Source organism: Marinomonas maritima, assembly GCF_024435075.2.
GTDB classification, from domain to species: domain Bacteria; phylum Pseudomonadota; class Gammaproteobacteria; order Pseudomonadales; family Marinomonadaceae; genus Marinomonas; species Marinomonas maritima.
In genome coordinates this window covers 249,989-263,646 of the sequence record NZ_JAMZEG020000002.1, presented here as the reverse complement: position 1 = coordinate 263,646, position 13,658 = coordinate 249,989, and the positions used below count along the sequence as shown (strand labels likewise).

Annotated in this window: 9 protein-coding genes; 3 read left to right on the top strand and 6 right to left on the bottom strand. The window is 43.9% G+C overall.

The features are described from left to right. Positions 1-73: 73 nt before the first annotated feature. Both M3I01_RS07340 and katG read right to left on the bottom strand, forming a co-directional pair. Positions 74-1,957, bottom strand: coding sequence for a methyl-accepting chemotaxis protein (locus M3I01_RS07340; protein WP_255895149.1), 1,884 nt, complete (start codon positions 1,955-1,957; stop codon positions 74-76). A 231-nt stretch (positions 1,958-2,188) separates the two neighbouring features. Then, positions 2,189-4,399: a catalase/peroxidase HPI gene (gene katG / locus M3I01_RS07335; protein ID WP_275564996.1), complete on the bottom strand. Its 2,211-nt coding sequence runs from the start codon at positions 4,397-4,399 to the stop codon at positions 2,189-2,191. 350 nt (positions 4,400-4,749) lie between these two features. On the opposite strand from katG, the gene codB reads away from it, so the two are divergent. The 3 genes from codB to codA are packed head-to-tail and all read left to right on the top strand — an operon-like array spanning position 4,750 to position 8,511. After that, positions 4,750-6,006, top strand: coding sequence for a cytosine permease (codB, locus tag M3I01_RS07330; RefSeq protein ID WP_255895148.1), 1,257 nt, complete (start codon positions 4,750-4,752; stop codon positions 6,004-6,006). Further along, positions 6,003-7,247, top strand: a complete 1,245-nt coding sequence (locus M3I01_RS07325; RefSeq protein WP_255895147.1) for a PucR family transcriptional regulator — start codon at positions 6,003-6,005, stop codon at positions 7,245-7,247. Before codB ends, M3I01_RS07325 begins: the two co-directional genes overlap by 4 nt. Positions 7,248-7,257: 10 nt before the next feature. Beyond that, positions 7,258-8,511 (top strand): cytosine deaminase, encoded by a 1,254-nt coding sequence (gene codA / locus M3I01_RS07320; protein ID WP_255895146.1) that lies wholly within the window; start codon positions 7,258-7,260, stop codon positions 8,509-8,511. Positions 8,512-8,540: 29 nt separating this feature from the next. Here the strand turns inward: codA and M3I01_RS07315 are convergent, their stop codons facing one another. The 4 genes from M3I01_RS07315 to fadB all read right to left on the bottom strand — a co-directional run bounded on the left by M3I01_RS07315 (position 8,541) and on the right by fadB (position 13,597). Further along, positions 8,541-8,960 (bottom strand): hypothetical protein, encoded by a 420-nt coding sequence (locus tag M3I01_RS07315; protein WP_255895145.1) that lies wholly within the window; start codon positions 8,958-8,960, stop codon positions 8,541-8,543. Between the two features lie 135 nt (positions 8,961-9,095). Then, positions 9,096-10,064: a D-2-hydroxyacid dehydrogenase family protein gene (locus M3I01_RS07310; RefSeq protein WP_255895144.1), complete on the bottom strand. Its 969-nt coding sequence runs from the start codon at positions 10,062-10,064 to the stop codon at positions 9,096-9,098. A 179-nt stretch (positions 10,065-10,243) separates the two neighbouring features. Then, positions 10,244-11,419 (bottom strand): acetyl-CoA C-acyltransferase FadA, encoded by a 1,176-nt coding sequence (fadA, locus tag M3I01_RS07305; RefSeq protein ID WP_275564995.1) that lies wholly within the window; start codon positions 11,417-11,419, stop codon positions 10,244-10,246. A 27-nt stretch (positions 11,420-11,446) separates the two neighbouring features. Continuing rightward, positions 11,447-13,597, bottom strand: a complete 2,151-nt coding sequence (gene fadB, locus M3I01_RS07300; protein WP_255895142.1) for a fatty acid oxidation complex subunit alpha FadB — start codon at positions 13,595-13,597, stop codon at positions 11,447-11,449. Between the last annotated feature and the right edge of the window lie 61 nt (positions 13,598-13,658).

Here is a 13,658-nt window from a genome sequence, read left to right as displayed (position 1 = left end):
ATGGAAAAGCAGGCACAAAAAAGGCAAGTCAGACACCAACGCCTGACTTGCCTTCTAAACGCTAGAACAAAGGCTACACCTTAAATTTATCCAAAGATTTCGCTTGTTGAGTGGTGATTTCCACCATGGTTTCACACAATGCAGATTGCTCCGTAGCAGCATCTGAAACCGACTGGCTTATATCACGTATGTTCGTGGTATTACGATTGATCTCATTAGATGTCGCACTTTGCTCTTCGGCGGCGGCAGCAATTTGTACCGTCATATCATTAATTTCATTGATACTTGCACGAATAGCATGTAATGAATCTTTCGCTTGGTTGGCGATAAGCTGCGTTGAATTCGCATTCTCCCGACTTTCAAGGATAACTTTTTCAGCACCTCGCACGCCCGTTTGCAATTGCTGAATCATTTTTTTAATTTGCTCTGTCGACTCTTGTGTCTTCGAAGCAAGTGTTCTCACTTCATCAGCAACAACCGCAAAGCCTCGACCTTGTTCACCGGCACGAGCCGCTTCAATGGCTGCGTTCAATGCTAACAAGTTCGTTTGATCCGCGATGGCCGTAATAACCGTCAGAATTGATTCTATATTGTCACTGTAACCCACTAAGTCATTAATAGTGGTGACAACATTGCCCATTTGATCGGTTAATTGAGCAATAGACGCAGTAGTACGTTCTACAACCGCTTCGCCTTCTTTTGCTGCTGTATCCGCCTGATTCGCACGGCTCGCCGCAGTTTGAGCATTGTCTGCCACATCATGAGCCGTTGCAGACATTTGATGCATCGCCGTTGCTAATTGATCCAGTTCATTCAATTGAGTATATAACTCCGCAGAAGAACGGGCAGAAGACGCCGCTGTTTTGTCTGTATTAGCACGAACACTCAATGAGCGCCCTTTCACTTCGCTGATTAAATGCTGTAGGTAACCAACAAACTGATTAAACTCACCAGACACAGCACCAAACTCATCGTTACTGGTAATGTCTAGTCGTTTTGTTAAATCACCTTCACCGCCATTAATTTCTTGTAACGATTCATGCAATGCACGCAGTGGTTGCAGCAAACGAGTCACCATGAAATACAAGACAACCGATACCAACAGTGTCGCAATTAATGTTCCCAGAAACGCAATCCAACCGAATTCTCGAACACTTGCAAACAACTTCCCTTCGTCCAATACAACACCGACATACCAGTCAGCACCATACAAATTTGGCAATGGACTAAAAGACACAAATACAGGCGTGCCATCTTTAAGTTGGTTTTCGGCTAAATTCGTGTTCAAAGCAGACACGCTGCCTTGTAGCAAGTTCGAAACAGACTTTCCGTTTAAATCTGCATTCGGGTGGCTAATGATCTTGCCAGATTTATTTAATAAAAACGCATACCCAGTGTCATTAAAATTCAAAGTGTTAACAGCGTTAGAAACCGTTTGAAGGCTTAAATCACCACCAAATGCCCCTTTAAACGTGCCTTTATCTCTAAAGGTAGCAACCACAGAAATAAGGATTTCTCCGGTTGTTGAATCAGGGTAAGGGTCCGTTAATACGGTCTGTTTATGTTGTTGAGCTAATGCATACCAAGGTCGCTTACGAGCATCCCATCCAGTTGGGTTCCAATCAGGATCATTGGTAATGCGAGTCCCATTGGTGTCTAGTCCACCAAAAAGCAACAAGAACTCATTTTTATAAAGCGGTAAATCAAATGCTTTTTGAATTGTTTCCATACTGTAATCAGCATCGACCGTTTGAGAAACGGTCTCAATCAAATCCATTTTACCTTTAAGCCAATGATCCACTTGTAAAGCCAATGCCTTACTTGTTTCTTGTGTACTGATATCCGTTTTTTCATACAGTGCTGTTCTAAGGTTGCTGTACTGCAGCCATGAGTATGCAGTAAACGCTAAAGCAACTACCACGGAAGCGCATAACACTACTTTATGAGATACCTTCATTATTCCAATACCTTATTAAAAATTTTATAAACTCAACTTCATCCATTAATGTTAGTCTGATTTTTTATTACTACCACTAAAAAATATTAACTGAACTAATTTCTGCAAATTTATAACACCACAGACCAAAGCGCTACTTTTAACACGTTGTTTTTTGTAGCCGTCTTATTTACATAAAAAAACCCGCAATCCTTTGGAATTACGGGTTTGGCTGCTAGTCACACTGGGATATTATACTAGATCAAAGCGGTCCAGCTCCATTACTTTAGTCCATGCTTGCACGAAGTCCTTCACAAAGCGATCTTTTGAATCGGAACAAGCGTACACTTCAGCAATAGCACGAAGCTGCGAATTCGAACCAAAGACCAAGTCGACGCGAGTACCTGTCCATTTAATGGCTCCCGTACTCCGGTCTCTGCCTTCAAACTCGTCTTCATCACTTGAAACAGAATTCCACTTGGTATCCATATCGAGCAAATTCACAAAGAAATCATTCGATAATGTTTCTGGTTGATTCGTCAAAACACCTTTTTGAGACTGTTCGACATTAGCTCCTAATACACGTAAACCACCAACAAGTACCGTCATCTCTGGCGCTGATAACGTAAGTAGCTGCGCTCGATCCAACAATATTTCTTCTGCGCTGATCGTGTACTTACCTTTTTGATAGTTACGGAAACCATCCGCTATAGGCTCAAGCACATCAAACGACTCTATGTCTGTTTGTTCCTGAGTCGCATCGGTTCGGCCCGGCGTGAAAGGAACCGTGATGACGGTACCCGCCGCTTTCGCTGCTTTTTCAATACCTACAGAACCTGCTAATACGATCAAATCGGCAAGAGACACTTGCGTTGTAGAACCACGGTTGAACTCAACCTTAATCGCGTCAAGTGAACTCAAAACACTCGCTAGTAGCTCTGGCTGATTCACGTCCCAATCTTTTTGTGGCGCAAGACGAAGACGTGCGCCATTTGCTCCACCGCGCATATCTGAACCACGGTAAGTGGAAGCGGATGCCCAAGCCGTCGATACCAACTGAGAGACAGACAAACCAGAGTTCGCAAGCTTCTCTTTAAGAGCCGCAATATCTTGTTCCGTCACCAATTCATGTGTTATTGCGGGAATCGGATCTTGCCAAATAAGTTCTTCTTGAGGAACTAAAGGCCCTAGATAACGAGAGACCGGCCCCATGTCACGATGAGTCAATTTGTACCAAGCACGAGCAAAGGCATCAGCAAGCTGATCTGGATTTTCGTAAAAACGTCGTGATATCGGCGCATAAATAGGGTCTTCACGCAATGCAATATCGGACGTAAACATCATGGGAGCATGTCGTTTCGTTGCATCGTGAGCATCTGGGACGCTATTAGACCCAGCGGTTCCTTTGGGAGACCATTGCCAAGCACCAGCCGGACTTTTTTCTAACTCCCATTCATAATCAAATAGGTTTTCGAAGAAGCCATTATCCCATTTGATAGGATCTTTCGTCCAAGCGCCCTCAAGACCACTACTAATAGTATCAGTGCCATTGCCCGTGCCTTGCGTATTACTCCAACCAAAACCTTGTTCAGCTAAGCCCGATGCTTCTGGATCATGGCCAACTTGACCGGCATCGCCTGCGCCGTGTGCCTTTCCGAATGTGTGTCCACCCGCAATCAAAGCAACTGTTTCTTCGTCGTTCATCGCCATTCTGCCGAACGTATCACGAATATCACGAGCGGAAGCGAGTGGATCAGGCTTACCATCTGGGCCTTCAGGGTTAACGTAGATCAAGCCCATTTGTACGGCAGCAAGTGGATTTTCTAGATCACGTTCCCCAGAGTAACGGCTATTCTTACCGCCACTCTCTTCTAACCATTTCGTTTCTGTACCCCAATAAATATCTTCTTCTGGTTGCCACACATCAACTCGACCACCAGCAAAACCAAAGGTTTTGAATCCCATCGATTCGAGAGCACAATTACCAGCAAGAATCATCAAATCGGCCCAAGATATTTTACGGCCATATTTTTGCTTAATAGGCCAAAGCAGACGACGCGCTTTGTCCAAATTGACGTTATCTGGCCAGCTATTTAGTGGTGCAAAACGTTGTGTTCCTGATGTCGCTCCACCACGCCCATCGGCGGTACGATAAGTACCGGCGCTATGCCAAGCCATACGAATAAAAAACGGTCCATAATGACCATAATCTGCTGGCCACCAATCTTGTGAATCCGTCATTAGCGTATGAAGATCTTGCTGGATAGCGTTTAAATCAAGACGTTTAAACGCTTCGGCGTAATCAAAATCCTCGCCCATTGGATTAGATTTAGCGGAATGTTGATGAAGAACGTTTACATTCAACTGATTTGGCCACCAGTCTTTGTTAGTGTTACCACGTCCTGCAGACTGACTAGAATCAGCGGCGCCATGGTTAAAAGGACATTTACCTTCATTCGACATAATCTTCTCTCCTACTTGTGACTTAGAACACTTTATTCTTGAGTGACTATAGTTATAGACTTAAAAAAAACAAGTAACCAATAAATAAAAACTAAGAGGACCATAGGCAACATATCATTCACTTCTAATGCCTCTTAATGATGCACTCAAGGCAGAAGTAAACCGTCATCGCCTATAAATTCAGCTCCGCCAACCCAGTCAAGTATTGTGTAAAGCGCATAAACATTTACTGAAATTATTCGTCATATCGCCTCAAATAACCTTGATAAAAATATTTGGCTAACTATTGGTTCATTAGTTGCTTATAAACCTAGTAAGCTGTTTTGGCTTATTCATCATGGGAGACGACTATGACGCAATCAGATTATCCATTAATTGAAGTACCCAAAAGTAAACGCCGAGGTTTATTACCAATGGCGTTTATTCTGCTTGGATTTACCTTCTTTACCGCTACCATGTGGGCTGGCGGAACATTAGGCACGGCTTTTTCTTTTTTTGAATTGCTCTTAGTTATTTTGGTTGGCAACTTGCTACTCGGCACTTATGCTTCTTGTTTGGCTTTTATCGCTTATAAAAGTGGTCTAAACAGCGTACTCATGGGACGTTTTTGCTTCGGTGAAGTGGGTAGCAAACTGTCAGACTTTATTCTTGGTTTCACTCAAATTGGCTGGTATGCGTGGGGAACGGCGACACTTGCCATTGTTTTGGTCAAGGTCACAGGTACTCCAGACGCTTGGCAAACGCCCTTAATGATTTTATTCGGCATGGCGTTCTGTATTACCGCCATGATTGGCTTTCGCGGCATGGACATACTGTCGCGGGTAGCGGTTCCCGCCATGCTTATTTTTATCTTGATCAGTCTTTACACTGGGTTAGTCGATGTAGGCGGTGTGTCTGTTTTATTCGGTATTGAACCGACTCAAAGTTTAAGTTTCACTGCCGCCATTACCATTGTTATTGGGACGTTTGTTAGCGGCGCTACTCAAGCAACCAACTGGAGCCGATTTGCTAAAAGTGGCAAAATCGCAATATGGGCAACCATGGCCGCGTTCTTCATCGGTAATGGATTAATGGTATTAACCGGCGCTCTTGGCACATTAATCTATCAACAAGCTGACATTGTTGATGTCATGCTGGCGCAAGGTTTTGTCGTGTTAGCGGTGCTTATGTTGTTTCTGAATATTTGGACAACGCAGGACAATACGATTTATAACTTTGCCGTTGCGGGTTGTAACCTGCTTCGTACTGACAAACGTCGAACCATTACCGTCATTGGAGCCGCCATCGGGACAATAATGGCTGTCTTTGGAATGTATAACTTCTTAATTCCTTTTCTAATGTTACTGGGGACCTTTATTCCACCCATCGGTGGCGTGATCATGGCGGATTTCTGGCTGCGCCATAAAGGGCAATACCCATTACTGGAAAACGCTCAGTTACCAGATTTTAACTGGATTGGACTGGGGTCTTACGCTATTGCTTCCGCTGCAGCATATGCTTCTCCCGTCATGCCGCCTATCGTTGGCGTTCTGATGGCTATGGTGTCATACGGTATTTTATCTTTTCTGGTTTTTCGCAAAACAGCCAAAGCGCTAGACGCTCAGTGAGTATTTGTTGCGCAGATATCCCCCGCTTACCAGGGCTAGAAAGCATTACCTTTCGAGCAGGATTAACCGGAGGCCAACGCATAGTGCGTTGGCCTTATGTCGCAGAGAACGACTCGATTCAAGCTTGGGTCAGCGGTGGCGAGTTGGTTTTTATTACAGGAATAAATCATTGTCGTACCGAACAAAACCTCTGTCTACTCGTTCAAGAAGCGGTAAACAGTAACGTCGCAGGGATGGTCATTTTGACTGGCCCAGAGTTTATTCAGTACATTCCCAACAGCGTATTAGAACTTGCCAATCAACATCAACTTCCTGTATTAGAACAGCCCTATAGCTTGAAAATGGTCTTGGTAACCGAGGTCATCAGTAACGCCATAGTACAAGATAACTTACTAGGTAAATCGGTTAAGCTATTTTTAACAAAACTCATTAATGGCTTTGATCAAGCACCTGAGTTGATTCATTTGCGTGCTGGGGATCTGGGCATTAGCGATACGAATCCTTTCGCCACTTTCGCGGTAAGAATCAGTCACCTTGATCAAAGTACAGACGACTCAAATCATCAGTTGCTACACTTGCACCATGAACTGGAACAGCATTTAGGTAGCATACTAAAACGCAGAGACATCGACTGGCCGGTTCTGACTTACGAAAAAGATCTTTTGGCGATATGGCCCGTCACTGAAGACACCACAGAACTCTATGACGAATTAGAACAAGTACTGAACTTACTGCAAAAACAGTTTCCACTACTGGTGTTATGTATCGGTGTAAGCGAGAGAAAAACAGGTTTAGACAAGCTAGCCGATGCAACAGAGCAAGCTCGTCAAGCATTGCAATTTGCAGTCAAACATCAGCATCAACGTATATTTTTCTATGAACAGTTAGGCATTGCCCGCTTGTATGCAGCCATCCCAAATCGCGGTTTATTATCGGACTTTTGCAAACAACATTTAGGAGAATTGTGTTTTGCACGCGACGCCTCCACACTGGAAATGAAGTCCACTCTAAACCATTATTTCAACCATTTTGGACACCAACAACAAACTGCAGATGCAATGGGTGTTCACAGAAACACATTAAGTTATCGCCTAAACAGAATTGAACAACGTCTAGGCTATTCTTTACAAGACTCTTTTTTACGGCTCAACTTACAAAATGCCCTACTGATTGAACAAATACTGTTTCATCATCACGATATTGAAGAACAAGCCGACACACTTGTCAGTCCCAACGATTGAGGTTTTTTTTATGCATATTATTAACGCCCGTTTACGTCAACAAGCTGAGTTATTCACCTTAAAAATTGAAAACGGCCATTTCACTAAAATCGAAAAACAAGACAATACGTTAGTCGTCACTAATGATGAATTTGATGCAGAAGGAAACCTTGTCTGCGCGCCCTTCGTTGAGCCTCATATTCACTTAGATGCTGCGTTAACGGCGGGTGAGCCAGAGTGGAATCAAAGTGGCACCTTATTCGAAGGTATCGAACGCTGGAGCCAACGCAAATCGATGCTGAATGAAGCAGACATTCGCAAGCGCGCCCTATCCACCATAGAACTATTGATACAAAACGGGGTTCAAGCCATTCGAACCCATGCCGATACAACGGATCCAACCTTAATTGGGGTTCGTACTTTATGTGCATTACGAGACGAATTAAAAGACAAAATAGACATACAAATCGTCGCGTTTCCACAAGATGGTATGCTGTCTTACCCCAATGGTTTAGCACTGATGGAAGAAGCCCTAAAGATAGGCGCCGATGTCGTAGGTGGTATTCCACACTTTGAATACACACGTGAATTGGGTGAGAAGTCCGTCAAACTGATCTTGGAGCTGGCGATAAAATATGACCGACTGGTTGATGTACATTGTGACGAAATTGATGATCCGAATTCTCGGTTTTTAGAGTTTCTCGCCTGTGGAGCGCTGTTTCACGATATGGGATCACGCGTCACAGCAAGCCACACAACCGCCATGCATTCTTACGATAACGCTTATTGTTCGAAGCTGTTCCGCTTATTAAAAAATTCAGGCATTAACTTTATTTCCTGTCCAACCGAAAGTATTCACTTACAAGGCCGATTTGACACTTACCCAAAACGCCGCGGCGTTACTCGCGTCAAAGAATTACGCGAAGCCAACATCAACGTCTGTTTAGGGCAAGATTCTATCTTTGATCCTTGGTATTCGTTGGGTAATGGAAAACTATTACGCACTCTAGATTTTGCCCTGCATATCTGCCAAATGATGGGCTATCAAGACTACGAAAAAGCACTGGATATGATTACAGACAACAGCGCTAAAACAATGTGTCTAAAAGGCTATGGTATAGAAATCGGCAACCCTGCAAATTTCATTTTACTAGAAGGGAACGACGACTACAGCGTTATTCGTCGCCAAGGCGAAGTGTTGCTATCCGTGCGTCATGGCGAAATCATCATGCAACGACAACCATCCAACGTTATCACTCAACCTTGGATTACAGAGGCGTCTTAGAAGACGCCTCCAGTAGCAAACATGTAAAGTTAATGAGTCGTTGTTGGGCAATTTTCTAAGCCAACACGATAAGTTGATACCATTCCAGTGCCGCCATCTTTATAAAATGCGGTGAACGCGCTGTAACTGGGTTTATACGTCACAGTGTAGTTCATGCTTATTTGTGATCCATAATTGCCACAACAGTTAGCACTCACGGACGCATCTTGATTAATAATTTGAAAGTCTTCAAGATTATATTTTTTCGCGAAGGCAATTAACTGCTCTGTTTTGGCTTGATAAATGGCACCTACCTCTACATCACTATTCGGTTGTAGATTTTCCATGTAGGACACAGAAGTAATGTCTTTGGGCTCACACACCGCTTTTTCCGTACTTTCTTGCGCGACTAACTGAGTTGAAGATAATACGGGGACAGTAAAAAGCAGAACAGATAAAAGAGTTTTCATAATAAACATCCTATGTGATTAAAAATATATCCATTAGCGTAATGACTAAGCATCACACTGATTAGTTAAAAGGCTTTTACTTAAAAAGAGCACGAATTAACGTGCTCTAATAATAACGTTAACTCAATGCTGATTTTATAACTTAATCACTAAATTTTCTGCTTTTCCATTCGAAAACGCGACAATATTTTCAAAGGCGATCTTAAAATAAAGTTCATAACTGGATTTTTCCACATAACCAATATGCGGTGTACAAAGCACATTTGGCAGTGACAACAAAGGCTCGTTATCAAGGTTAGCTGGCTCTGTTTCAAATACATCAACCGCTGCACGTTTGGATGGACTGGATAACATTTCATGGTACAAAGCCCCACTTTCTATCAATTCTGCACGACTGATATTCACGAACAGCGCATCAGACTTCATTTGTGCTAAATCGCCCTTCGTTACACACGCTGTAGTGGCTTCATGCAGCCTTAAATGCAAAGAAATAATATCGGCGGTTTGAAAGAATTCTGCTTTCGATTGCGCCGCTGAAAAACCGTGTTCTTGAGCAAGTGCCCGTGATGATTCACTTCCCCAAACAAGAACTTTCATGCCAAACACTTTCGCATACTGAGCAATACGCTGACCAATTTTACCGTATCCCCAAATGCCTAATACCGCGCCATTCAGTACTCGCCCAAGACCTAAAGCGCCCGACTGCTGCCATTGACCTTGTGATAAATTGGAAACATATTGTGGAATATGGCGACTCGCGGCCATGATCAGCCCCCAGCACAATTCAGAAGGGGCAACAGGAGAACCAATACCTTCCGACACGGCAACACCATATTGGTGACAAAGCTTGGCATCAATATGATTACTGACTTTACCTGTTTGGCTAATCAGTTTTAAATTAGGCAAGTTAGCAAGCAATTCCTCAGTAATTATGGTGCGCTCACGGATCAAAACAAGGGCATCAAAACCCTTTAGATTCGCGACTAAGTCACCAGTATTCGCAAAGGTTTCATTAAATATGTGTACCTCATGACCGTCTAAAATGGAAAAACACTCAAGGTCTTTTACGCTGTTTTGATAATCGTCTAATACCGCTATTTTCACGAAACAACCCTCTTTAACCAATCTTGTTATCACTTGTAGAATGACTCCAATCATCTGACAAGATCATAAAAAACACCAGTGCAAAAAAAGCCCCGCACAAGGCGGGGCAAAGACAGAGATTTTAATTTGCTGTTCTAAAGCAAGGATGCACATAACTTCATGCGCTTAGTTCAACCTTTTTACACTCGTTCAAACACGGTTGCGATACCTTGGCCCATACCAATACACATGGTAGCAAGACCAATGGTGGCGTCTTTTTCACGCATCACGTTAAGCAAGGTCGTGGAAATTCGCGTACCAGAACAACCTAATGGGTGTCCAAGGGCAATTGCGCCACCGTTCAAATTCACTTTCTGATCAACCAAATCAATCAATTTCAAGTCTTTCAACACAGGAATAGATTGCGCAGCGAAGGCTTCGTTTAACTCGACAATGTCTATGTCATCTATTGTTAAACCCGCACGTTTAAGTGCTTTTTTCGTCGCTGGAACCGGACCATAACCCATGATCGCTGGATCACAGCCAGCCACAGCCATGCTGCGTACTTTGGCAATCGGCGTGAGACCCAGTTCTTCCGCTTTCTTCGCAGACATCATAAGCATCGCAGACGCACCGTCAGACAAGGCAGAAGACGTACCTGCTGTCACTGTACCGACTTTAGGCATGAAAACAGGTTTCAAACCAGCAAGTGACTCCATCGTTGTTTCTGGACGAATCACTTCATCCACTTCCACTAGAATTTTATTGCCTTCCGCATCATGACCTTCAATCGAAACAAGTTCGTTATTGAAACGTCCTTGAAGGGTGGCTTCATAAGCAAGACGATGAGATCGCACCGCAAATTCATCTTGCGCTTCACGACTCACACCGTGCATTTTGCCTAACATTTCCGCCGTTACACCCATCATCATAGATGCTTTTGCCATGTGCTTTGATAACGCAGGGTTTACGTCAACACCATGCATCATGCCTACGTGGCCCATGTGCTCAACACCACCGACAACAAATACATCGCCTTGACCGGTCATAATCGCTTGCGCTGCTGTGTGAATCGCCGACATAGACGAACCACATAAACGGTTTACTGTTTGCGCTGCGGTGGTGATTGGCAAACCGGCTAACAGGGACACTGCACGAGCCATGTTAAAGCCTTGCTCTAGAGTCTGGTTAACACAACCCCAGATCAAATCTTCTACGTCTTTTGGATCGACATTTGGATTACGCTTGAACAAGGCCTTCACTAGCCCTGCCGATAAATTTTCAGCTCGAACATTGCGAAAGACACCGTTTTTCGTTTTACCCATCGGTGAGCGAACTGCGTCGATAATCACGACATCATTTGGATTCAGTTTCATAGAAATTCTCCTCTAACCTCTGGGAAATTATGCGCTGTAATAGGTTTCATTGTTTTTCGCCATTTCACGCATTTTCGCGGTTGGCTCGTACAATTTACCTAAGTGGCTGTATTTGTCTGCAAGGTCACAAAATGCCTGCAGTCCCATTTGGTCTAGGTAGTGCAACGCACCGCCAAGGTATGGAGGGAAACCAATACCGTAGATCAATCCCATGTCTGCTTCCGCTGCTGACGCAACAATGTTTTCTTCTACGCATCGAACAGTCTCGACACAAAGCGGAATCATCATACGAGCAATAATATCTTCTTCGGTCAGTTCAGACTGAGAAGTAACAACAGGGGCCAACAAAGCATTGATTTCTTCATTGAACACTTTTTTCGGCTTACCTCGGCGATCAGGTTCGTAACTATAAAAACCTTTGCCATTTTTCTGACCAAAACGCTCAAGCTCGAACAAACGATCAACCGCATTTTTGCCTTCATGCTTCATGCGATCTGGGAAGCCTTCCGCCATCACCTGGTCGGCATGAAACGCCGTATCGACACCCACTACGTCCAACAAGTAAGCTGGGCCCATTGGCCAACCAAATTTCTCCATGGTTTTATCCACCACTTGGAAATCAGCACCTTCTTGTATCATCAAAGAAAAACCAGCGAAGTAAGGAAATAACACTCGGTTCACAAGGAAACCTGGGCAATCATTCACTACCACTGGGGTTTTACCCATCGCTTGAGCATACGCTACGGTTTTAGCAATCGCAGCATCACTGGTTTTTTCGCCACGAATGACTTCGACCAACGGCATACGATGCACAGGGTTGAAGAAATGCATGCCACAGAAGTTTTCTGGGCGCTTAAGATCTTTTGCTAATTCAGTAATAGAAATCGTCGATGTGTTAGACGTTAGAATCGCATCGTCGGCAATCTTCGTTTCGACTTCAGCCAAAACCGATTTCTTGATCTTCACGTTTTCAACAACGGCTTCGACCACTAAATCAACATGTTCAAATTCACCATAAGTCAATGCAGGAACAATACCGCTCATCGCTTTAAAGGCTTTCTCTGTGGTTAAACGTCCACGCTCTACTTGGCCATTAAAGAGTTTATTCGCTTCATTCAACCCAAGCTCTAGCGCTTCAGTACGAATGTCTTTCATGATAATTGGCGTGCCTTTAGAAGCCGATTGATAAGCAACACCGCCACCCATGATACCCGCACCCAATACAGCGGCTTGCTTCACCGGTGTCGCATTTTTCGCGTATTTACTGGCCGTTTTCTTAATCTGTTGATCGCTTAAAAACAGGTTAACCAAAGATTTTGCTACAGGACCTTTCGCCAGTTTAATAAAACCTTTGATTTCAGTATCAAGGGCTTTTTCCATGTCCTGACTGATGCCTTTTTCTATCGTCTTAATCGCCGCCATTGGTGCAGGGTAATGTTTGCCTGCTTTTGCACCAACCACACCACGAACCGATTCGAAAATCATCATTTTTTCGATAGGAGAAAATACCATTGGCGCACGCAATTCATCGCGGCGTGCATGGTAGTCAAGTTTACCGTCAAGAACCTGTTGAATTAAGTGACGAGCAGAGTCATTCACTTTAGCGGCTGGGACAACGGCATCCACTGCGCCGTCTTTCAACGCATCTGCACTTCGCTTCTGAGCACCACCACAAATCCATTCACAAGCATTATCTGGACCGATCAAGCGCGGTAAGCGCACTGTGCCACCCCAACCTGGGTAAATACCCAACTGGGTTTCAGGCAAACCTATTTTTGCCGTGTCGGCCATCACACGATAATCACACGATAAAACCAGCTCCATACCACCGCCAAGCGCGATACCATTAATCGCCGCCACGGTTGGACAAGATAAGTTAGAGATATCATTAAAAATATTGTGAGCGTTTTGTAGCTTATCCGCTAAATCTTCGTCATCTAGTTTGAACCATGACGTAAATTCTGTGATATCTGCACCGACGACAAATACGTCTTTCGCGCTCGCAAAAATAACGCCTTTTAAATCGTCAGTATGTTTGAGTATATCGACGACTTTAGTTAACTCACTCAACGTAAGACTGTTGAACTTATTAACCGACTCACCGACCAAATCCAGAGTGACCGTTGCCACGCCTGCATCATCGACTGCAACCTTGACTGCTTGTCCTTCGAATATCATGCTGGTCTCCAATTATTTTTATTTTGATTACGGTGGTTGTGATACACCGTAATCCGGTATT